Consider the following 20,664-nt stretch of genomic DNA (forward strand, 5'->3'; position numbering starts at 1 on the left):
TGAACATTCCGTGCCGGCCTCGGGAGCCTCATGCCGTGCTTGCGGCAGGGGCGGACGCCGCGCGGTGACACGGCCGGCAGGGGCGGGTCAAAGGCCTCCGGTGTTGAGCAGACGGTTGGGCGAGCCGGTACTGATGCCGGTCACCACGTCCTTCGTGGACTGCTCCACGAGCCATCCCGCTACCTCGTCCGCACTCGCCGTCGGGTGCTTCGACTTGTACAGCGCGGCGACGCCGGCGACGTGCGGTGAGGCCATGGAGGTGCCGTTCTGCGCGACGCTGCCTCCGCCCATCTTCGCGGAGACGATCTCCGTCCCGGGGGCGTAGAGCGCAAGACACGAGCCGTAGTTGGAGAAGCCGGTCTCCTGGTCGGCGGCATTGGTCGCCCCGACGGTGACCACGCGTTCCGCGGATGCGGGCGAGACGTTGCAGGCGTTCTGCGCGTCGTTGCCCGCGGCGACGACGGGCAGGACACCGCTGTCCGCGAGCGCGTCGGCAGCGTTGTTCACGGCGGTGGACCTGTCACTGCCGAGGGAGGCGTTGAGCACGGCGGGCTGTTCGGCGTTCGCAGCCACCCAGTCCATGCCGGCGATGATCCCCGACAGGGTGCCGTTGCCCTCGCAGTCGAGCACCCGGACGCTGACCAGCGAGACCTCTCGCGCCACACCGTAGGTGGAGCCCCCGACGGTGCCCGCGACATGGGTTCCGTGGCCGTGGCAGTCCTGGCCGCGCCTGCCGTCCCGGATCGCGTCGTAGCCGAAGACGGCCCGGCCGCCGAACTCGGAGTGGCCGTAGTCGATCCCGGTGTCGAGGACGTACGCGTCGACGCCCTGTCCACTGCCGGCAGTGGTGAAGTCGGAGTCGAGCGGCAGCTCGCGCTGGTCGATCCGGTCGAGTCCCCACGACGGCGCCGGCGCGAGGGAGGACGCGGGGACCAGCGCCGAAACGGTGGCGTCCTCCTCGACGGCGGTGACGCCGGGCATCAGCCGGACCTGCTTCAACTGGTCGGCCGTGAGGTCGGCTGCGAATCCGCGCAGCGCCGACGTGTAGGTGAAGAGCGCTTTCGCACCGACCTTGCTCGCCATCTCGGTCGAGTCGGCACTCTCCGCGAGGGTCACGATGTAGCGGCCGGGCACGGCGTGCGCCGCGCGGTGCAGCGGAGCGAGTTCGGGGACGGGGGCGGACCGCGCCGTCGCGGACTGCGGTCCGGCTGCCGCCAGCAGGGTCGTGAGCGCCAGGGCGGCGAAGGCTTTGAGTCTGGTTCGGTTACGCATGCGCACGAGACAAGCACGCTGCGTATGGGAATCCTACTCTGGGTAGCGGTTGCGGGTCGCGCCCCCACGGTTGCCGTACATGCCGCGCTCAGGGCTGTCGCTCAGAAGCCTCCGCCGCCGTCGAAGCCACCGCCACCGCCCCAGTCACCGCCGCCGAAACCGCCGCCACCGCCGAAGTCACCGCCGCCGAAGTCGGACGAGTCGAAGTCGCCGCCCGAGTACTCGCCACCGCCGAAGTCACCGCCGCCGTAGTCGGCCGCGTACGCGGGTGTGGCGAGCATGCTGCCGAGCAGCGTGCCCACCAGCAGACCGGGCAGCAGGCCGCCGCCGAAGTAGCCGCCGGCCCAGGGGCCGTAGGCCGGGCCGGCCTCCCAGTACGGGCGGCGCCCGTAGCCGGTGTCGACGGTGCGGGCCATCGGGTCCTGGCCGTCCTCGACGCGCGCCGCGTCGGCCGCGCACACCGGGACGTCGCGCGCGGCACCGCCGGCGGGGGCCCACGAGATGTCCTTGACCGAAAGGCCGTGGCGGGGGTCGAAGAAGCAGGGTGCACGGCGCTCGGGGATCGGCCGGCCATCGCGCCGGGCGGCCAGCACGGCCAGCGCGAACCGCCCGTCGTCCAGGGCCTCGGTGACCCCGCGGACGTCGCCCGGGTGCTGCGCGGCACCCATGCGGGACTTCGCTGTGTCGTACGAGTCGAGGGCGCGCTCGTACTCGGCGCGCATGGCGTCGTCCGCGCCCTTCTCCGAGGGGTGGAAGTCCAGCCGGTCGAGTTCCTCGCCGAAGGCGGTGATGTCCTCGTCGACGACGACGCGGAGCTTCTCGAGTGCGGCCCGCTCCTCCTCCGCCTTGCGGCGACGCTTGTTGCGGAGCATGGCGTAGGCGCCCGCGCCGCCGGCCGCGAGGACGCCGCCGAGGACGATCAGCGATCCCGCACCGGCGCCCTCGTCACCGCCCGAACCCGGGTCCCAGGAGGCCGGGGCGCTGCCGCCGACCTGGGGCAGCGCCTGGTCGACGAAGTTGTCGAGCTGGGTGGCCGCGTCGACCGACCCACCGCCCTTGACCGCACTGGTGAGGTTCTCGACGGCCCGGTTGGACATCACGGACGAGTCGGCCCCGGCGTCGAACCCTTCCCCGAGCCGGACGCCGTACAGGCCGGTGATGCCGGTCTCGGTTCGCAGATTGCGCAGCAGGTCGTCGGGCGGGAACTCCGCGGTCGCGGGCAGGACCGCCACGAAGACGGGCTTGTCGGCTTCCTCGATCTGCGTGGCGAGCGAGTCGGCCTCGGACTGCGAGAGCTGGCCGGTCATGGCCGGGTGGACGTACACCGGGCCCTGTTTCAGGGCGGCGGCGACGTCGGACAGCCCCGAGGCCTTGGCAGCCGCGCCGGAAGCCGGCACCAGGGCCAGGAGCAGCAACAGGGTCAGCCCCGCGAGGGCCGACACAAGAGTGAACGGCCGTGTCCTCATGCCATGAAAGTACCCGAACAGCAGCAAACAAGACATAGGTGCGGGCCGGCGGTCGGCGACCGCCGGCCCGCACCGCGTCGGCGGTGGCATCCGCCCTGCCGGCTGCGACCGCCGGGGTGTGGGTCAGCCGGCCCGGTTGGCGGAGATCAATTTTGATGACCGCGCCCGACGGGTTACCGGTGAGCAGCAGATGGTGGGCCTCCGCGAACGGCTTCGCCGCGGCCTCGGTGATGTCCGAGCCGATCTTCTGCTGGACGATCAGCCGTGCCCTGCGCCTGCGGAACCGAGCGCGCACGCGGCCGGACGGACGGCGCGGGCCGACCGGGGCGGGCGCCGCTTCGTCCTGTGGACGCCGGGAGAGCCGGGGCCGCCGTCCCGCCTGCGTCTGCTACTCCGTCGGCTCGACGCCCGCGCGCAGCAGGCCGTACGTGTACGCGTCCTCCAGCGCCTGCCAGGACGCGGCGATGATGTTGTCCGCGACGCCGACCGTGGCCCATTCGCCGGTGCCGTCGCCGGTCGTGATCAGTACCCGGGTCGTCGATCCCGTGCCGTGGCGGCCTTCGAGGATGCGGACCTTGTAGTCGATCAGCTCCAGCTTGGCGAGCTGCGGGTAGATCTTCTCCAGGCCCACCCGCATCGCCCGGTCCAGAGCGTTCACCGGGCCGTTGCCCTCGGCGGTGGCGACGATGCGCTCGCCCTTCGCCCACAGCTTCACCGTGGCCTCATTGGCGTGCGTACCGTCCGGGCGGTCCTCGACGATCGCGCGCCACGACTCGGTGCGGTAGTAGCGGCGGGCCCTGCCCTCCGCCTCCGCGCGCAGCAGCAGCTCGAAGGAGGCGTCGGCGGCCTCGTAGGTATAGCCCTGGAGCTCACGTTCCTTGACCCGCTCGACGACCCGGCCGACCAGCTCGCGGTCGTCGCCGAGATCGATGCCGAGCTCCTTGCCCTTGAGCTCGATCGAGGCGCGCCCCGCCATGTCGGAGACGAGCATCCGCATGGTGTTGCCGACCAGCTCGGGGTCGATGTGCTGGTAGAGGTCCGGGTCGACCTTGATGGCGGAGGCGTGCAGTCCGGCCTTGTGGGCGAAGGCGGAGACACCCACATAGGGCTGGTGGGTGGAGGGCGTGAGGTTGACGACCTCCGCGATGGCGTGCGAGATGCGGGTCATGTCCTCGAGGGCGCCCTCGGGCAGGACCTTCTTGCCGTACTTGAGCTCCAGCGCGGCCACGACCGGGAACAGGTTGGCGTTGCCGACGCGCTCGCCGTAGCCGTTGGCCGTGCACTGCACGTGGGTGGCGCCGGCGTCGACGGCTGCCAGGGTGTTCGCGACGGCGCAGCCGGTGTCGTCCTGGGCGTGGATGCCGAGCCGCGCGCCGGTGTCGGCGATCACGGTCCCGACCACGGCCTGGACTTGGGCGGGCAGCATGCCGCCGTTGGTGTCACAGAGGATGACGACGTCCGCGCCGGCCTCGTGAGCGGTACGGACGACGGACTTGGCGTACTCGGGGTTGGCACGGTAGCCGTCGAAGAAGTGCTCGCAGTCCACGAAGACCCGGCGGCCCTGCTCACACAGGTAGGAGACGGTGTCCCGGACCATCTCCAGGTTCTCCTCCAGGGTCGTGCGCAGGGCGAGCTCGACATGCCGGTCGTGCGACTTGGCGACGAGCGTGATCACGGGCGCACCCGAGTCGAGAAGTGCCTTGACCTGGGGGTCCTCGCTCGCCTTGGCACCCGCGCGGCGGGTCGCGCCGAACGCGACGAGCTGGGCGTGCCGGAAGGTGATCTCCTGCTGGGCGCGGGCGAAGAACTCGGTGTCGCGCGGGTTCGCACCCGGCCAGCCGCCCTCGATGAAGCCCACGCCGAACTCGTCAAGGTGCCGGGCGATGGTCAGCTTGTCCGCGACCGTGAGGTTGATGCCCTCGCGCTGGGCACCGTCGCGCAGCGTCGTGTCGAAGACGTGGAAGGCGTCGTCGACACGGAAGCCGTCCGTGTCCTTGGCCTTGGTGGTCATGGCTGTCTTGACTCCTGTCGGATGAGTGGCTCCGGAAGTTCTGGCTCCACTTGCCCCCATCTTCGCGCGCGGTCCGCCTGCGGCCATGGGTGAGGCCGTAAAACGAAAAAACCCCTCGCGGGTGCGAGAGGTCTGCGCGCGGGTCTGGGGCACGGTGCCGCCTGCCGCGGGATTGCTGTCCACGGGTCAGCGGTCACTGCGGACCGGCGCGCTGCTGCCGATAATCATGGCGAACGAGAGCACGGGGGCAGTTTGCCACAGGGTGGGTGGGGGGTGGACGCGTGTCTCACGATGCGGTCGTCTGGTGCGGGGGCTTTCCCCCACCCCGCCCCTTCCCGAACCGGGGCAGGCCCCCGAACCCGGGCCGGTCTCGTCGGGGCTCTGCCCCGAACCCCGCGCCTCAATCGCCGGCGGGACTCAAGGTGCCCCGGTCGGCGCCCGAACGAGACTCGGGCTTGCCCCGCACGCCGGGGCTACCCGAGCCCCGCGCCCCATCGCCGCGGGGCTCAAGGCGCCCCCGTCGGGGGGCTGGAGGGGGGCAGGAGGGCTTCGGACACGAACTCGCGGACGTGTGTCAGTACCTGGGTGCGGCCCGTGCCCGGTATGCCCACGGCCACGTGGACGCTGAAGCCGTCCAGCAGGGCCCGGAGTCTCGCCGCGACGCGGTCGGGGTCGACGGGGCGGAATTCGCCGTGGGAGATGCCCTCGGCGAGCAGCGCCACCAGGTCGCGGTGCCAGGCGCCCTCGATCGCGGCCTGGCGGGCGCGGGCGTCGGCCTCCGCGTTCTGCGAGCGGTTCCAGACCTCGAGCCAGAGCGTCCAGTGCGGGTCGCGCGGCCCTTCCGGCACATAGAGGTCGACGTACGCGTCGAGCCGCTCCCGCACCGTCGCCTGCCGGGACAGCAGCGCGCTGCGCTCCGCGCCCAGGCGGCCCTCGCTCCACTCGAGGGTCTGCAGAAGCAGCTCGTCCTTGGTGCGGAAGTAGTAGAGGAGATGGCCGCTGCTCATCCCGACCTCGCGTCCGAGACCGGCCATCGTGAGCCCGTCGAGCCCTCGCTCTGCGATGGTGGCCATGGCGGCGGCGAGGAGCGCCTCGCGCGGCGGCGCGACGTTGCGGCGGCGGGCGGCGGGGGTCATACGGCGGCTGCCGGAAGCGAGGCGTTCACCCGTACGTTCTACCCGATCGTGCTCGGCCGTCGTCGGGGAAGGTCCGCCCTTCCCGGACGCGACACCGCTGCTCAGATCTTCGGCTGCTGCTGGGTGATGCAGTGGATGCCGCCGCCCCCGGCGAAGATCGCCCGCGCGTCCACCAGCGTCACCGTCCGTTCCGGGAAGAGCCGGCGGAAGATGCCCGCCGCGATCTCGTCACGGGAGTCGTCGAAGGCGCAGAGGACCACGCCGCCGTTGCAGATGTAGTGGTTGATGTACGAGTAGTCGACCCACTCTCCGTCGTCGTCGACGAGGACGGTCGGGGCCGGGACCTCGACGACCTCCAGGCGGCGGCCTCTGGCGTCCGTCTGGGCCGCGAGCAGGGCCACGTTGGCCTTGGAGAGTTCGTGGTCGGGGTGGGACGGGTCGGGCTGGGTGTGGACGACGACGACTCCCGGGCGGGCGAAGGCCGCGACGATGTCGACGTGGCCCCGGGTGCCGTACATGCCGTAGTCGCCGCTCAGTCCGCGCGGCAGCCAGATCGCCTTCCGGGTGCCGAGCCGGGCGTGGATCTCGGCCTCGACCTCCGCGCGGGTCCATCCGGGGTTGCGCTCCGGGCCGAGCTGGACCGTGTCCGTGAGCAGGACGGTGCCTTCGCCGTCGACGTGGATCGCGCCGCCCTCGTTGACGAGAGGGGACGGGTGGACGGGGACGCCCACGAGGTCGGCGACACTGCGGGCGATCTTGGCGTCGTGCTCCCAGCGCGCCCAGTCGGCCGCGCCCCAACCGTTGAACACCCAGTCCACGGCGGCGAGCCGGGTGCCGTCGGTGACGAAGGTGGGGCCGATGTCGCGCATCCACGCGTCGTCCAGGTCCCGTTCGACGACGTCGATGTCCGGACCGAGGAGCTCGCGGGCGGAGGCCGCCTGGCCGGGGCCGGCCACGACGCTCACCGGCTCGAATCGGCGTACCGCGCGGGCCACAGAGGCCCAGGCGGCCCGTGCCTCCGCCAGTTCCGCCGCGTTCGTGAACGTGGGGTTGGGGCCGGGCCAGGCCATCCAGGTGCGTTCGTGCGGGGCCCATTCGGCCGGCATACGGAAGGTCACGGGAATCCTCGATTGCTGGGAGGTGCAGGCGGTGTGGTCTAGAGGAAGTAGAGGCGGTTCAGGGAGATGGACTCGGCCGGCTGTGAGCGCAGCGGATCACCGTCGAGCGTGACCAGTCCCGTGGCGCCGTCCACCGACACGTCACCGATACGGGAGTTGAGCAGCAGGTCGCCGGGGCCGATGCCCCGTGTGCCGCGCACCGCGACCCTGCGCCGGCGGGTGGGCATCAGGTCGGATCCGAGGTCCACGGCGGCCTGGGCCACGAACGCGACGGAGATGTCGGCAGGCGTCGCCCCGTAGGCGCCGAACTGCGGGCCGAGCACCAGCGGTTCGCAGGTGTCGGTCGCCGCGTTCGGGTCGCCGACGACTCCGTAGGCGGGGAAGCCGGACTTCAGCACCAGTTGGGGCTTCGCGCCGAAGAACTCCGGTCGCCACAGCACGATGTCGGCCATCTTGCCGACCTCGATGGAGCCGATCTCGTGGGCGAGCCCGTGGGCGATGGCCGGGTTGATGGTCAGCTTGGCCATGTAGCGCAGGACACGCGCGTTGTCGTCGTGCGCGCCGTCGCCGTCCATGGGGCCGAGTTCGGCCTTCATCTTCCCGGCCATGGCGAAGGTGCGGCGCACGGTCTCCCCCGCACGCCCCATGCCCTGCGCGTCGGACGAGGTGATGCCGATCGCTCCGAGGTCGTGCAGCACGTCCTCCGCGCCCATCGTTCCGGCCCGGATGCGGTCGCGGGCCATGGCGGCGTCGCCGGGCAGGTCGGTCTTGAGGTCGTGGACGGAGACGATCATGCCGTAGTGCTCGGCGACGGCGTCCCGGCCGAAGGGCAGGGTGGGGTTGGTGGACGAGCCGATGACGTTCGGCACGCCCGCCATCTTGAGGACGTTCGGTACGTGTCCGCCGCCGCAGCCCTCGATGTGGAAGGCGTGGATGGTGCGGCCGTCGAGGACGCGGAGGGTGTCCTCGACGGAGAGGCATTCGTTCAGACCGTCGCTGTGCAGCGCGACCTGTACGTCGTGCTCCTCCGCGACCCGCAGCGCGGTGTCGAGGGCCCGGGTGTGCGCGCCCATGTCCTCGTGGACCTTGAAGCCGGACGCGCCGCCCTCGGCCAGCGCCTCCACCAGCGGGGCGTCGTCGGAGGACGAGCCGCGCGCGAGGAAGCCGATGTTGACGGGCCAGGCGTCGAAGGCGTTGAAGGCGTGCTTCAGCGCCCAGGGCGAGTTGACGCCGACGCCCCACACGGGGCCGAACTCCTGGCCGATCACGGTGGTCACGCCGGAGGCGAGCGACGCCTCCATGATCCGCGGGGAGAGCAGGTGGACGTGTGTGTCGACGGCCCCCGCCGTGGCGATCAGCCCCTCGCCGGACACGATGGACGTGCCGGTGCCGACGACGACGTCGACGCCGTCGAGGGTGTCCGGGTTGCCGGCCCGGCCGATGGCGTGGATGCGTCCCTCGCGGATGCCGATGGACACCTTGCGGATGCCCTGCACGGCGTCGATCACCAGAACGTTGCTGATCACGACGTCGCAGGTGTCACGGACCGCGGCGGCCTTCAGGTGCAGACCGTCGCGGGCGGTCTTGCCGAAGCCGGCGAGGAACTCGTCGCCGGGCTTCTGGGCGTCGGACTCGACGCGGACGACGAGCCCGGAGTCGCCCAGGACGACCCGGTCCCCGGTGCGGGGGCCGTGCACGGATGCGTACTCGTACGGGTCCATCAGATCTCCTCCGCTCCGAGGTAACCGCAGGCCGCGGCCCGCTTGAGTGCTTCTTCCTTGGCGCCCGGCGCGTCGAGCGGACCGTCGACCAGGCCGGCGAAGCCGATGGCGATGCGGTCGCCGCCGATCGGCACGAGGCCCACTTCCGCCTCGACGCCCTGATCGAAACGGACGGAGGAACCGGCCGGGACGGCGAGCCGCATGCCGTAGGCGGCGGCACGGTCGAAACGGAGCCGCGGGTTGGCCTCGAAGAAGTGGAAGTGGGAGGTGACGCTGACGGGCACGGTCGCCGTGTTGCGCACCGTGATCCGCAGGGCGGGCGCCGCCTCCTCCTGCGCCGGGGCCGGCAGCAGGGCCCCCGGGGCGTGCTCCCCCTGTCCGCCGCCCCCGATCGGGTCGGAGACGACGGCGAGGCGGGACCCGTCGTCGAAGACGGCCTCCACATGCACCTCGGTCACGACGTCCGCGACGCCCGGGAGGACGTCGTCGGGGCCGAGCACCGAGCGGGCCGCGTCGATGGCCTCCGCCAGTCTGCGGCCGTCGCGGGCCGCCTCGCAGACGGTGTCCGCTATGAGCGCGGTCGCCTCGGGGACATTGAGCCGCAGGCCGCGGACCCTGCGCGCCCGCGCCAGCTCGGCGGCGCCAAAGAGCAGCAGCCTGTCGCGCTCGGTCGGAGTCAGTCGCACTTCACCACACCTCCATGTTCGAGCATCACTCTAACAATGCCGATGGGCCGAACGAAAGCATTGACTTCAGGCAAGGCATGACTCACATTGAGCAGCACTCAATTAGAGCGTCACTCAAACTGCGAGCTCGAGGGGCAGCCCATGCCGGTGGAACAGCACGGAGTCGACACCATCCCCGAGGCGGAGCGCACCAGCACTCCGCGCGATCTCATGTCCATCCTGCTGGGGTCGAACCTCTGTCTGGGGGTGATCGTCTTCGGCTGGCTCCCCGTCTCCTTCGGGCTCGGCCTGTGGCCCGCCGTCACCTCCGTGGTCGCCGGCACGGTCGTCGGCGTGGCCGTCACCGCTCCACTGGCGCTCGTCTCCCTGCGGACCGCGACGAATCTGTCGACCTCCAGCGGCGCGGCCTTCGGCGTGCGCGGCCGGCTCGTGGGCTCCGTCGTCGGGCTGCTGCTCTCCCTCGGCTACACGGCTCTGACCCTGTGGATCGGCGGCGACGTGATACTCGGGACCCTGGCCCGGATCGCCGGTGTGCCCACCGGCGGTGTGGCCCACACCGTCGTGTACGCGCTGCTCGCCGCATGCACGGCGGTCGGCGCGGTGTACGGCTACCGGTTGCTGCTGCGGCTGAGCAGGATCCTCGCCGTCGGCATGACCGCGCTGCTGGTCCTCGGTCTACTGGCCTACGCGCCCGAGATGACCACCGCCGCCCCGCCGGACACCCCGTACCTGCTCGGCTCGTTCTGGCCCACCTGGCTGCTGTCCGCCGTCGCCGCCGGGCTCAGCGGGCCGATCGCGTTCATCACCCTGCTCGGCGACTACACCCGCTACATCTCGCCCGAACGGCACAGCCCGCGCAAGGTCCTGCGGGCCACCTGTCTGGGGCTCACGGCAGGCCTGCTCGTTCCGCAGCTGTTCGGTACGTACACGGCGCTGGCCGCCCGCGCCGGGCTGGACTACGCGGGGCCGCTGGTCGCCGCCTCCCCCGCCTGGTACGTGATCCCGCTGCTGGTCGCCGCGGCCGCCGGCTCGGTCGGCAACGCCGGTCTGATGCTGTACTCCATGGGCCTGGACCTGGACGCGATCCTGCCGAGGGCGACCCGCACCCGGGCCACGCTCGTCGTCGCGACCGTCGCCACCGCGTTCGTCTTCGTCGGCCACTTCGTGTGGGACGCCCAGTCGGCGATGACGTCGTTCGTGCTGCTGCTCACCGCGGTCGGCACGCCCTGGGCGGTGATCACGCTGATGGCGCACGTCCGCTGCGCCGGCGCGTACGACGCGGAGGCGCTGCAGGTCTACAACCGCCGTGCGCGGGGCGGGATCTACTGGTTCCGCGCCGGCTGGAACCCGCGCGCCACGGTGTCCTGGGCGCTGGGCGCCGCCGTGGGTCTGGCGGCCGTCTCCACCCCGCTCCACGAAGGCCCGCTGCTCGCCCTCACGGGTGGGGTGGACTGCAGCTTCGTCCTGTCCGGCCTGGTGGGCGGCGCGGTGTACGCGGCGCTGGGCGCGCCCACGGCCGAGGCCCGGCAGCCTGCGTTGCAGGGCGCCGGGCCTCGGTAGGCGGGCGGTGGGCGGCGGGCGGCGGGCGTCAGCCGAGCTGGTGCATCCAGCCGTGGACGTCCTCGCCGGCGCCGGTCTGGATGTCGAGGAGCGCCTTGCGCAGCTTCATGGTGACCTCGCCCGGCTGCCCGCCGGACTGCGTCCACTCGCCGCGCGCGGACTTCACCAGGCCGACGGGCGTGATGACCGCGGCGGTACCGCAGGCGAAGACCTCCTTGAGCGTGCCGTTCTCGGTGTCGGCCTGCCACTGGTCGATGGAGACCCGGCCCTCCTCCGACTCGTAGCCGAGATCCTTGGCCAGGGTCAGAAGCGAGTCACGCGTGATGCCGGCGAGCAGCGAGCCGGTGAGCTCGGGCGTGACGATCTTGAACCCCTCGTCGGAGCCGTTCTCGTAGACGAAGTACAGGTTCATGCCGCCCAGTTCCTCGACCCACTTGTGCTCGACCGCGTCGAGGTAGGCGACCTGGGCGCAGCCCTTCTGCGCGGCCTCGGCCTGCGCGAGAAGGGACGCGGCGTAGTTGCCGCCGGTCTTGGCGTCGCCCATGCCGCCGGGGACGGCGCGGACGCGGTCCTCCGAGAGCCAGATGGAGACGGGCTTGACGCCCTCGGGGAAGTACGCGCCGGCCGGGGAGGCGATGACGAGGAAGAGGTACTCGTTGGCCGGCTTCACACCGAGGCCGACCTCGGACGCGATCATGAACGGGCGGAGGTAGAGGGACTCCTCGCCGCCGTGGGGCGGAACCCATGCCTCGTCCTGCTGGACCAGGGCGTCGCAGGCGGCGATGAAGGTGTCGACCGGCAGTTCGGGCATGGCGAGGCGGCGCGCGGACCGCTGGAACCGCTCCGCGTTGGCCTCGGGGCGGAACGTGGCGACGGAGCCGTCGGGGCGGCGGTAGGCCTTGAGGCCCTCGAAGATCTCCTGCGCGTAGTGCAGGGTCATGTTCGCCGGATCGAGGGACAGCGGTCCGTACGGGACGAGCTCACCGTCGTGCCATCCACGCCCCTCCGTCCACTTGATCGTCACCATGTGGTCGGTGAAGTGGCGGCCGAATCCCGGGTTGGCCAGGATCCCCTCGCGCTCCGCGTCGGACAGCGGGTGCGAAGAGGGCTTGAGCTCGATCGTGGGCGTCGTCATGAGTGCAGTGTCCTTCACCGGTTGTTGTGACGGACCGCGCTCACGCCGATTGCTTGGACGTCCGAGCATCGCCGTGCACACGGTCCACGTTCGATTATCGCCCGTGGAGGATGGTGCGGGGAACGGCGTGTTTGCGGCCCAGGATGATGGTGGCACCCGGGGGCCGCACAGGAGAAGCCGCCGGGCGCGGTGGGGATGCGACCCGGCGGCTTCTGGGGTGTCCGGGGGACGCCCCCGGAAGTGGTGTCCGGCGGGTCAGCTCGCTACTCGTACCGCGAGCGCGTCGCCGATCTCGTCCGTGGTGCGGGTCGCGCCCGGCTCGCGTTCCGCGAGGTCGGCGGCGACGGCCTCCTCGATACGGACGGCCTCGGCCGCATGTCCGAGGTGGCGCAGCAGGAGGGCGACCGACAGGATCGTGGCGGTCGGGTCGGCCTTGCCCTGGCCGGCGATGTCGGGCGCCGAGCCGTGGACCGGCTCGAACATCGACGGGAATTCGCCCGTCGGGTTGATGTTGCCGGAGGCGGCCAGGCCGATGCCGCCGGTCACGGCAGCGGCGAGGTCGGTGAGGATGTCGCCGAAGAGGTTGTCGGTGACGATGACGTCGAAGCGCTCCGGCTGGGTGACGAAGAAGATCGTCGCGGCGTCGACATGCAGATAGTCCGTGGTGACCTCGGGGTACTCCTTGCCGACCCTGTCGAAGATGTTCTTCCACATGTGGCCGGCGTAGACGAGGACATTGTTCTTGTGGACGAGCGTCAGCTTCTTGCGGGGGCGGGAGTTGGCCCGCTCGTACGCGTCGCGGACGACGCGCTCCACGCCGTAGGCGGTGTTCAGGCTGACCTCGGTGGCCACTTCGGCGGGCGTGCCGGTGCGCAGGGAGCCGCCGTTTCCGGTGTACGGGCCTTCGGTGCCCTCACGGACGACGACGAAGTCGATGTCCGGGCGGCCGGCCAGCGGAGTGGCCGTATTGGGGAACAGCTTCGACGGACGCAGGTTGACGTAGTGGTCGAAGGCGAACCGCAGCTTCAGCAGCAGGCCCCGCTCCAGCACGCCGGACGGCACCGACGGGTCGCCGATGGCGCCGAGGAGGATCGCGTCGTGGTTCTTGAGGGAGTCGAGTTCCGCGTCGGGGAGAGTCTCCCCGGTGCGGTGCCAGCGCTGGGCGCCGAGGTCGTACTCCTTGGTCTCCAGCTTCACATCCTGGGGCAGGACCGCGGCAAGGACCTTCAGGCCCTGCGCCACGACCTCCTGGCCGATGCCGTCACCGGGGACTACTGCGAGATTGATGCTGCGAGACATGTCGGCACCCTACTCCCCGTCCCATTGAATGACACACAGGGTCCACCATATGGACGGGATCGGACACGGTGGATCAGTGGCCGGTGGAGCCGCCGTTGTCCCGGCGGTCGAGGGCGCGCTGGAGGGCGGCGGCGGCGTTCTTGCGGTCTGACTCGCTGGTGCGGGAGGCGTGACGGACCCGGCGGACGGTCGCAGCGGACATGATGATCGACTCCTTGAGATCGGAAGAGATTTCGAGGCGCCGGAAGGGGCGGGGAGCGGTGCCGCAGGGGTTGCCTGCACGGGGCACGGGCTCACGACCGCCATTCGCTGGATCGAGCGAGACGTTCGGCTCCTACAAAGCTAGGTCAGCTCGGCCGCTCTGTCTCCACAATTACTCGGACTTCCTACTATCTGAGACGCGATCTTCGTGCGGCAGGTCGTCGTGCCATCTAGGTTGCTTTCCTACCTAGCTGGTGCTGGAATACATCCATGGCCGCCGACCGCAGATCCAGCTGGCTCAAGGGCGTTCTCGACCTGCTCGTCCTGTCCTGCCTCACGGGGGGCGAGAGCTACGGCTACGAAATCTCCAAGGCTCTCGCCGAGGCGGGGCTCGGGCAGATCAAGGGCGGAACGCTCTACCCGGTGCTCAACCGGCTCGAGGAAGCCGGCCTGGTGGTCGGCGAGTTCCGGGCCGCCGAGCGGGGGCCCGGCCGCCGCTACTACCGGCTCACCGCCGACGGGCAGGAGCATCTCGCCACCGAGAGCGGGGCCTGGCTGGACTTCCACACCGCCGTCAAGACCAAGCTGTTCACAGGGGGAACACGATGACGACCGACCACCGGGGGTACTTCGGTGAGCTCACGGCAGCGCTGCGCGCCGCGCAGGTGCCGGCGGAACAAATAGACACCACGGTCGCCGACCTGGCGGCCCATCTCGCGGAGACGGGCACGGCGCCCGAGGAGGAGTTCGGCCCTGCCGCCGACTTCGCCGCCCAACTGGGCGGCGCGGCACCCGCGGTCACCGGTCCCGCCGACGAGGCGGAGACCTGGACCTGGACGGCCGACGTCTACAACGACCGGCGGCTGCTCGCCGTCCACGGGGACCAGGGCTGGGAGGTGGAACGGCTGGACGCGCTCGGCCGCTTCGTGTGCCGGCGCGCCCGGGACACGGCGCTCCGCTGGGAGTACCGCCGCGAGATCGTCAACGGCAAGCAGCGCGACAAGGTGCTCGGGCGGCTCACTCCGGAAGGGTGGGAGCTGTGCGGCGAGTGGTTCTTCTACGCGTACTTCAAACGCCCGAAGGCGGCCAGCGCGGGACCGGCCGCCGCCCTCGACGCGCTGCCCGCCCGGCCGGCACGCTCCTGGTACATCGGTGTCAAGGGGTGGATCGCGAGTGTCGGCTGGCTGGCTGTCGTGGCCGTGATCCTGACGGCGTACTACAGCCGGAACCTGGACTTCGCCGTCGCCTTCCCCGTACTGCTGGCCGGCACGTTCGGCATGACCTACTGGGTCAGGCGCACGGTCACCAAGTCCTGCGGGGACACCACTTAGGGCCTGGGGATCAGAGGACATCCCCGTCGCGCCAGTCGAAGACCAGCGGACCGGCGGCGGTGCCGGGGAGCGGCGCACCGGCGGCGGGGCGGATCCAGGTGGAGTCCTCCTCCTCCGGAAGGCGGACCGTGCCCTGCGGGGCCATGGCCTCGATACGGCCCCGCCACAACTGCCAGCCCCTGACGCGGTACAGCTCGGCGCCGTCGTCCGACGCGGACAGCGCGCCGAGGTCGTACGCCCCGTCGATCACCGTCTCCAGCACCTGCATCACCCGCCCGCCCAGGCCTTGGCGGCGACGGTCGGCCCGGACCGCGACCGCCTCGACGTATCCGACGCGATACGACCGGCCCGCGTGCAGCACCCGCCGCATGATGACGCTGCCGTGAGCCGCCACCCCCCGGCCGTCGCGGACGAAGGCGTGTACGCCGCCGAGGGCGTGGGCCCAGTCCTCGGCGCCGAAGTCGCCGCCGAACGCGTCGTGCAGCATGGTCCGGATCCCTGCGAGACCGGACTCGGACAGCTGGTAGGTGTGGGCCGTGCGCAGCGCGTCGGTCACATGATCGGTCATGAGGCTCACTGTGACAGGCGGCGCCGTCACCGGGTACCGGGTTGCTCCTTGGGCCGGTACCCGGTGACGGAAAACCGTTCCCGCGCAGGTGGTTCGGCGAACGCGACCGTCAGAGCCTGCCGCCCGTGAGACGGGACAGCGGGCCGCGCTGGCGCAGGCCGGAGCGGCGGCCGAGCGCGTACGAGCCGGCCACCGCGGTGACGACACCCGTGCCCGCTCCGGCGACAACGGCCTTGCGTGCCTTGACGATGGTCCAGACGACGCCCGCCGCTCCCGCCGTGGCGCCGGCGGCGGCGACCGCCGTGCGCTGGACCGTCCTGGCCGCGGACGCCGCCTTCTCGGTGGCCGCGCCGCCGAAACCCTGTGCGGCTTCGGCGGTTTCGCTCGCCTTTTCCTTGGCGGAGCGCTGCGCTCGCGCCGTGCTCGTACGTGCCTGGGCCGTCTTCTTCTTGGTCTCGGTCATGGTCTTCGGGTATCCGCCGCGGGAGTGCGCAAACTGACCGGCTGTCACCGTGCCATGGGCCGAGGCCGCTGTTTCCACGCATCGTTTCGCCCAACTGCCCACGGGCACCTGCGTACCGGAGGTGGGACATGAACGCACGCACGGTGACGGTACATGGCCGGGCACAGGCCCGGCGGGCGGCGAACAGTCCGGTCGTGGACACGGCCGCACGCTGGGGATTCGCCGCACGCGGGGTCATCTATCTGCTCGTCGGCGTCCTCGCCCTGCACATCGCGTTCGGCGGCACAGGCCGCCAGGCGGACCGGGGCGGAGCGCTCGCCGAGCTGGCCGAGCAGCCCTTCGGCGCGGTGCTGTTGTGGGCATTGGGTCTCGGCCTGGTCGGCATGGCACTGTGGCGGCTGTCGGAGGCGGTATTCGGCGCCTCGGGCCCGGACGGGCACAAGACGGGCAAGCGGCTGCTGTCCGCGGGGCGTTGTCTCTTCTACGGCTTCGTCGCCTACTCCGTTCTCGCGTTCGCCGCCGGTGACCGCGGCAGCGGCGGCGGATCCAGCGACCAGCAGTCCCGGGACCTGACGGCGAGGGCGCTGGAGGCGCCGGGCGGCCAGTGGATCGTGGGCCTGGCCGGGGTCGGCGCGGCCGTCGCCGGCATATGGGTGGCCGTGCGGGCCGCACTGCGCAAGTACCGCAAGCATCTGAAGCAGAGCGGCATGCCGCACCGGGCCCGGCGGTTCGTCGACGTGACCGGTGTCGGTGGCGGTGTGGCGCGCGGCGCCCTGTTCGCGGCGATCGGCGTGTTCGTGGTGCGCGCGGCGATCAGTTACGAACCGGACCGGGCGAAGGGCTTCGACGACACGCTGCGCTCGTTCGCCGACACGCCGGCGGGGCCGTGGCTGCTGGTGCTCGTCGCTGCGGGGCTGGTGCTGTTCGGGGTCTTCTCGTTCGCGATGGCGCGCTGGCGCCGGGTCTGAACAGCGAGCTCCCCGGCCGGCGCCGGGTCTGAACAGCGGGTGCATGGAAACCGCCCCCGTTCCGGCGTGGGGGCCGGGACGGGGGCGGAGACGTGGGGGGCTGCCCGAGGGGGTCGGGAGGTCAGCCCATGTGCGGGTACGTGTAGTCCGTCGGCGGGACCAGGGTCTCCTTGATCGCACGGGTCAGCGTCCAGCGCATCAGGTTCTGCGGGGCGCCGGCCTTGTCGTTGGTGCCGGAGGCGCGGCCGCCGCCGAAGGGCTGCTGGCCGACGACGGCGCCGGTCGACTTGTCGTTGATGTAGAAGTTGCCCGCGGCATAGCGGAGCTTCTCCATCGCGTGGGCCGCGGCGGCCCGGTCACCGGCGATGATCGAACCGGTCAGCGCGTACGCCGACACCGACTCCATCTGCTCGAGCATCTCCTCGTACTTGTCGTCCTCGTAGACGTGGACGGCGAGGATCGGACCGAAGTACTCGGTCGTGAAGACCTCGTTCTCGGCGTCGGAGCACTCGATGACCGTCGGGCGGACGAAGTAGCCGACCGAGTCGTCGTAGGTGCCGCCCGCGACGATCGTGCAGGTCGCATCCTGCTCGGCACGGTCGATCGCGGCCTTGTTCTTGGCGAAGGAACGCTCGTCGATCACGGCGCCGATGAAGTTCGTCAGGTCGGTGACGTCACCCATCCTGATGCCGTCGACCTCGGCCGCGAACTCCTCCTTGAAGCCGGAGTTCCAGATGGAGGCGGGGACGTACGCCCGCGAGGACGCGGAGCACTTCTGGCCCTGGAACTCGAACGAGCCGCGGGTCAGCGCGGTCTTGAGCACGGCGCGGTCGGCGCTGGGGTGCGCGACGACGAAGTCCTTGCCGCCCGTCTCTCCGACGATGCGCGGGTAGGAGCGGTACTTCTCGATGTTGTTGCCGACCGTCTTCCACAGGTGCTGGAAGGTCTTGGTCGAGCCGGTGAAGTGGATGCCGGCGAGCATCGGGTGCTCGAGGGCCACCTCGGAGACGGCGATGCCGTCGCCCGTCACCAGATTGATGACGCCCTTGGGCAGACCGGCCTCCTCCAGGAGCTGCATCAGCAGCACGGCGGCGTGGGTCTGCGTCGGGGACGGCTTCCAGACCACGACGTTGCCCATCAGCGCGGGCGCGGTCGGCAGGTTGCCGGCGATGGCGGTGAAGTTGAACGGGGTGATCGCGTAGACGAAGCCCTCGAGCGGGCGGTGGTCGAGGCGGTTCCACACGCCCGGCGAGTTGGCCGGGGGCTGCTCGGCGAGCAGGTCACGGGCGTACTTGACGTTGAAGCGCCAGAAGTCGACGAGCTCGCACGGGGTGTCGATCTCGGCCTGCTGGGCGGTCTTCGACTGGCCGAGCATGGTCGAGGCGGCCAGCGTCTCGCGCCAGGGGCCGGCCAGCAGTTCGGCGGCGCGCAGGATGATCGCCGCGCGGTCGTCGAAGGACATGGCGCGCCAGGCCGGGGCCGCCTCGAGCGCGGCGTCGATGGCGTCCTGCGCGTCCTGCTGGGTGGCAGCGGCGAAGGTGCCGATGACGGCCTTGTGATTGTGCGGCTGCACGACGTCGACGCGCTCGCCGCCGCCCATGCGCCGTACTCCGCCGATGGTCATCGGAAGGTCGATCGGGTTCTCGGACAGTTCCTTGAGCTTGGCCTCGAGACGGGCGCGCTCGGGTGAGCCGGCGGCGTAGCCGTGCACCGGCTCGTTGACCGGGGCGGGGACCTGAGTGACAGCGTCCATGAGTTCCGTGACTCCTTTGCGAGGGGTTGGGGAGGGCTCTGCCCTGGTGTCAGTTCTTGGTGATCATCGAGCGCACGAAGAAGAGCAGGTTGGCCGGCTTCTCCGCGAGGCGGCGCATGAAGTAGCCGTACCAGTCGGTTCCGAACGCGGTGTAGACCCGCATCCGGTGGCCTTCGGCGGCGAGCCGGACCTGCTCGTCGCTGCGGATGCCGTACAGCATCTGGAACTCGTAGTCGTCGAGCTTGCGGCCTGCGCGGTGGGCCAGGTCCTGGGCGACGGCGATCAGGCGCGGGTCGTGCGACCCGATCATCGGGTAGCCGTCGCCCTCCATCAGGACCTTCAGGATGCGGACGTACGCCTTGTCGATCTCGGACTTGTCCTGGTACGCGACGGAGGCGGGCTCCTTGTACGCGCCCTTGACGATACGGACGCGGCTGCCTGCGTCGGAGAGGCGGCGGGCGTCGTCCTCGGTGCGGAACAGGTAGGCCTGGATGACACAGCCGGTCTGCGGGAACTCCTTGCGGAGCTCCTCGTGGATGGCAAACATCGAGTCGAGGGTGGTGTGGTCCTCGGCATCCAGCGTAACCGTCGTGCCGATGGCCGCGGCAGCCTCGACGACCGGACGGACGTTGGCGAGTGCCAGCTCGTGCCCGCCTTCCAGCGCCTGGCCGAACATCGACAGCTTGACCGACATCTCGGCCTTGGCGCCGAGACCGAGGTCCGCCAGATGCTCGATCAGCTCGAGGTAGGCGTCGCGGGCGGCGGTGGCCTGCTCGGGCGTGGTGATGTCCTCGCCGACGACGTCGAGGGTGACCTCGAGACCCCTGGCGGCGGCGTCCTTGACGATCGGGACGACCTGCTCGACCGTCTCGCCGGCGATGAACCGGGAGACGACCTGCTTGGTCCCCGGGGCGGCCGACACGAAGCGGCGCATTTTGTCGCTGCGCGAAGCGGCGAGGATCACGGGACCCAGCACGGGCACCTCCACGGAACAGGTGTTGAAAGTGGCCGAAACCGAACGACCCGGAAACGGCACGAAGAACCACCTTGAAACCTAAGGATCGCTCCGATCACCTGCCATCGACAGCTGTCACGCATCCGTGTCCCGGATCTCAGACACATGTCTGAAGCGGGTGCGAGAATGGCGAGGTGAAGGGCGACTACCAGGATCTCGTGGACGAGCTCTCCGCGCTGCTGGCCATGCCCGCGACGCTGGAGAACCGCGACTTCGGACTGATCGCCTTCGGTGCGCACGACAGCGACGACACGGCGATGGACCCCGTCCGCACCCGCTCGATCCTGACCCGCCGCTCGACCCCGGCGGTACGCGCCTGGTTCGAGGGCTTCGGCATCACACGGGCGACAGGCCCGGTGCGCATCCCCGCCGCCCCGGACGCGGGGGTCTTCCGCGACCGTATCTGCCTGCCCGTACGGCACCGGGGCATCGCGCTCGGCTATGTCTGGCTGCTCGACGCCGACCCCGGACCCACGGACGCACAGCTGTCCGCGGCGATGGAGGTGGCGGCGCGGATCGGCGCCCTGCTCGCTGACGAGGAACGCGCCGGGGCGGATCTGTCGCGCGAACTGCGGGCTGTGCTGACGGCGGAGCGCGGCTGGCAGTACGACATGGCCGTGGACGCGCTCCGCACGGAGCTGGGCACCCACGCGGAAGGGCTGCACACGCTGGTGTGCGTGACGCCGTGGCCGGCCGGTGACGCGCCATCGGCACGGTCGCTGCCGGGGGCCGCGGCACTGTGCACGGTGCCGTTGACGTCTCAGACCACGGGCCCGCCGCGCCACGCCGTGGGCGCGCTGGTCCGGCTTCGTTCGGCGGACAACCTGGCGCCCGCGCTGGCGGTGGCCTCACGGCTCGGCGAGGCGGCGGGCGGGCCACCGGGCAGCGGGGCGGGCGGCCCCGGTGGGCGGCAGCGGGCGGCGGGCAGCTCCGGCACGGGGCGCCCGGCGGCCCCTGCGGC

General features: G+C 71.1%; 19 protein-coding genes. 5 read left to right on the forward strand and 14 right to left on the reverse strand.

Annotation, left to right across the window (positions count from 1 at the left end):
* Positions 1–87 precede the first annotated feature (87 nt).
* From ABZ070_RS23685 to ureA, 7 genes are all read right to left on the reverse strand, one after another.
* Positions 88–1,272: a S8 family peptidase gene (locus tag ABZ070_RS23685; protein ID WP_356636993.1), complete on the reverse strand. Its 1,185-nt coding sequence runs from the start codon at positions 1,270–1,272 to the stop codon at positions 88–90.
* A 101-nt stretch (positions 1,273–1,373) separates the two neighbouring features.
* Entirely contained in the window at positions 1,374–2,738 is a 1,365-nt protein-coding gene (locus ABZ070_RS23690) for a hypothetical protein (RefSeq protein WP_356636995.1), read from the reverse strand.
* Between the two features lie 388 nt (positions 2,739–3,126).
* A complete protein-coding gene (gene cimA / locus ABZ070_RS23695) occupies positions 3,127–4,749 on the reverse strand; it encodes a citramalate synthase (protein ID WP_356636997.1) in 1,623 nt (540 codons plus the stop codon).
* Between the two features lie 506 nt (positions 4,750–5,255).
* The gene (locus ABZ070_RS23700; protein ID WP_356636999.1) at positions 5,256–5,885 is read right to left on the reverse strand and encodes a TetR family transcriptional regulator C-terminal domain-containing protein; all 630 of its coding nucleotides are present in this window, start codon (positions 5,883–5,885) and stop codon (positions 5,256–5,258) included.
* A 101-nt stretch (positions 5,886–5,986) separates the two neighbouring features.
* Positions 5,987–7,003 carry an agmatine deiminase family protein gene (locus ABZ070_RS23705; RefSeq protein WP_356637001.1) on the reverse strand — a complete coding sequence of 339 codons (1,017 nt, stop codon included), beginning with the start codon at positions 7,001–7,003 and terminating at the stop codon, positions 5,987–5,989.
* A gap of 38 nt (positions 7,004–7,041) precedes the next feature.
* Positions 7,042–8,724, reverse strand: a complete 1,683-nt coding sequence (locus ABZ070_RS23710) for an urease subunit alpha (RefSeq protein ID WP_356637003.1) — start codon at positions 8,722–8,724, stop codon at positions 7,042–7,044.
* Positions 8,724–9,410, reverse strand: a complete 687-nt coding sequence (gene ureA / locus ABZ070_RS23715) for an urease subunit gamma (RefSeq protein WP_356637005.1) — start codon at positions 9,408–9,410, stop codon at positions 8,724–8,726. The genes ABZ070_RS23710 and ureA overlap by 1 nt, the downstream gene beginning before the upstream one ends.
* Before the next feature lie 141 nt (positions 9,411–9,551).
* Between ureA and ABZ070_RS23720 the strand changes: the two genes are divergently transcribed.
* Positions 9,552–10,970, forward strand: a complete 1,419-nt coding sequence (locus ABZ070_RS23720; RefSeq protein WP_356637007.1) for a cytosine permease — start codon at positions 9,552–9,554, stop codon at positions 10,968–10,970.
* Positions 10,971–10,998: 28 nt separating this feature from the next.
* On the opposite strand, the gene ABZ070_RS23725 is transcribed toward ABZ070_RS23720, so the two are convergent.
* From ABZ070_RS23725 to ABZ070_RS23735, 3 genes are all read right to left on the reverse strand, one after another.
* Positions 10,999–12,105 (reverse strand): branched-chain amino acid aminotransferase, encoded by a 1,107-nt coding sequence (locus ABZ070_RS23725; protein WP_356637009.1) that lies wholly within the window; start codon positions 12,103–12,105, stop codon positions 10,999–11,001.
* A 255-nt stretch (positions 12,106–12,360) separates the two neighbouring features.
* Positions 12,361–13,404, reverse strand: coding sequence for a 3-isopropylmalate dehydrogenase (locus ABZ070_RS23730; RefSeq protein WP_356637011.1), 1,044 nt, complete (start codon positions 13,402–13,404; stop codon positions 12,361–12,363).
* A gap of 73 nt (positions 13,405–13,477) precedes the next feature.
* Positions 13,478–13,606 carry a hypothetical protein gene (locus ABZ070_RS23735; RefSeq protein WP_356637013.1) on the reverse strand — a complete coding sequence of 43 codons (129 nt, stop codon included), beginning with the start codon at positions 13,604–13,606 and terminating at the stop codon, positions 13,478–13,480.
* Positions 13,607–13,875: 269 nt separating this feature from the next.
* Here ABZ070_RS23735 and ABZ070_RS23740 point away from each other — a divergent pair, with 269 nt between their 5' ends.
* Both ABZ070_RS23740 and ABZ070_RS23745 read left to right on the forward strand, forming a co-directional pair.
* The gene (locus tag ABZ070_RS23740; RefSeq protein ID WP_356637015.1) at positions 13,876–14,214 is read left to right on the forward strand and encodes a PadR family transcriptional regulator; all 339 of its coding nucleotides are present in this window, start codon (positions 13,876–13,878) and stop codon (positions 14,212–14,214) included.
* Positions 14,211–14,936: a hypothetical protein gene (locus ABZ070_RS23745; protein ID WP_356637017.1), complete on the forward strand. Its 726-nt coding sequence runs from the start codon at positions 14,211–14,213 to the stop codon at positions 14,934–14,936. Before ABZ070_RS23740 ends, ABZ070_RS23745 begins: the two co-directional genes overlap by 4 nt.
* A gap of 10 nt (positions 14,937–14,946) precedes the next feature.
* Here ABZ070_RS23745 and ABZ070_RS23750 read toward each other — a convergent pair whose 3' ends face one another.
* Entirely contained in the window at positions 14,947–15,504 is a 558-nt protein-coding gene (locus tag ABZ070_RS23750) for a GNAT family N-acetyltransferase (protein ID WP_356637019.1), read from the reverse strand.
* A gap of 109 nt (positions 15,505–15,613) precedes the next feature.
* Entirely contained in the window at positions 15,614–15,967 is a 354-nt protein-coding gene (locus tag ABZ070_RS23755; RefSeq protein ID WP_356637021.1) for a hypothetical protein, read from the reverse strand.
* Positions 15,968–16,095: 128 nt separating this feature from the next.
* Here ABZ070_RS23755 and ABZ070_RS23760 point away from each other — a divergent pair, with 128 nt between their 5' ends.
* A complete protein-coding gene (locus ABZ070_RS23760) occupies positions 16,096–16,935 on the forward strand; it encodes a DUF1206 domain-containing protein (RefSeq protein WP_356637023.1) in 840 nt (279 codons plus the stop codon).
* Positions 16,936–17,056: 121 nt separating this feature from the next.
* On the opposite strand, the gene pruA is transcribed toward ABZ070_RS23760, so the two are convergent.
* Together pruA and ABZ070_RS23770 are read right to left on the reverse strand one after the other, a co-directional pair.
* Positions 17,057–18,688, reverse strand: coding sequence for an L-glutamate gamma-semialdehyde dehydrogenase (pruA, locus tag ABZ070_RS23765; RefSeq protein WP_356637025.1), 1,632 nt, complete (start codon positions 18,686–18,688; stop codon positions 17,057–17,059).
* 49 nt (positions 18,689–18,737) lie between these two features.
* The gene (locus ABZ070_RS23770; RefSeq protein ID WP_356637027.1) at positions 18,738–19,664 is read right to left on the reverse strand and encodes a proline dehydrogenase family protein; all 927 of its coding nucleotides are present in this window, start codon (positions 19,662–19,664) and stop codon (positions 18,738–18,740) included.
* 173 nt (positions 19,665–19,837) lie between these two features.
* On the opposite strand from ABZ070_RS23770, the gene ABZ070_RS23775 reads away from it, so the two are divergent.
* Positions 19,838–20,664 (forward strand): PucR family transcriptional regulator (locus ABZ070_RS23775; protein WP_356637029.1); only part of this gene is annotated, 827 nt, incomplete at its 3' end.

Origin of the sequence: Streptomyces sp. NPDC006283 (assembly GCF_040613325.1) — a bacterium.
GTDB lineage: Bacteria > Actinomycetota > Actinomycetes > Streptomycetales > Streptomycetaceae > Streptomyces.

What these genes read in the sequence shown, in the direction of transcription:
- ABZ070_RS23690 (WP_356636995.1), bottom strand. Translation starts at nt 2,738, where the DNA reads ATGAGGACACGGCCGTTCACTCTTGTGTCGGCCCTCGCGGGGCTGACC.
- ABZ070_RS23710 (WP_356637003.1), bottom strand. Translation starts at nt 8,724, where the DNA reads ATGGACCCGTACGAGTACGCATCCGTGCACGGCCCCCGCACCGGGGAC.
- ABZ070_RS23745 (WP_356637017.1), top strand. Translation starts at nt 14,211, where the DNA reads ATGACGACCGACCACCGGGGGTACTTCGGTGAGCTCACGGCAGCGCTG.
- ABZ070_RS23720 (WP_356637007.1), top strand. Translation starts at nt 9,552, where the DNA reads ATGCCGGTGGAACAGCACGGAGTCGACACCATCCCCGAGGCGGAGCGC.
- ABZ070_RS23760 (WP_356637023.1), top strand. Translation starts at nt 16,096, where the DNA reads ATGAACGCACGCACGGTGACGGTACATGGCCGGGCACAGGCCCGGCGG.
- pruA (WP_356637025.1), bottom strand. Translation starts at nt 18,688, where the DNA reads ATGGACGCTGTCACTCAGGTCCCCGCCCCGGTCAACGAGCCGGTGCAC.
- ABZ070_RS23700 (WP_356636999.1), bottom strand. Translation starts at nt 5,885, where the DNA reads ATGACCCCCGCCGCCCGCCGCCGCAACGTCGCGCCGCCGCGCGAGGCG.
- ABZ070_RS23685 (WP_356636993.1), bottom strand. Translation starts at nt 1,272, where the DNA reads ATGCGTAACCGAACCAGACTCAAAGCCTTCGCCGCCCTGGCGCTCACG.
- ABZ070_RS23725 (WP_356637009.1), bottom strand. Translation starts at nt 12,105, where the DNA reads ATGACGACGCCCACGATCGAGCTCAAGCCCTCTTCGCACCCGCTGTCC.
- ABZ070_RS23750 (WP_356637019.1), bottom strand. Translation starts at nt 15,504, where the DNA reads ATGACCGATCATGTGACCGACGCGCTGCGCACGGCCCACACCTACCAG.
- ABZ070_RS23735 (WP_356637013.1), bottom strand. Translation starts at nt 13,606, where the DNA reads ATGTCCGCTGCGACCGTCCGCCGGGTCCGTCACGCCTCCCGCACCAGC.
- ABZ070_RS23740 (WP_356637015.1), top strand. Translation starts at nt 13,876, where the DNA reads ATGGCCGCCGACCGCAGATCCAGCTGGCTCAAGGGCGTTCTCGACCTG.
- cimA (WP_356636997.1), bottom strand. Translation starts at nt 4,749, where the DNA reads ATGACCACCAAGGCCAAGGACACGGACGGCTTCCGTGTCGACGACGCC.
- ABZ070_RS23755 (WP_356637021.1), bottom strand. Translation starts at nt 15,967, where the DNA reads ATGACCGAGACCAAGAAGAAGACGGCCCAGGCACGTACGAGCACGGCG.
- ABZ070_RS23730 (WP_356637011.1), bottom strand. Translation starts at nt 13,404, where the DNA reads ATGTCTCGCAGCATCAATCTCGCAGTAGTCCCCGGTGACGGCATCGGC.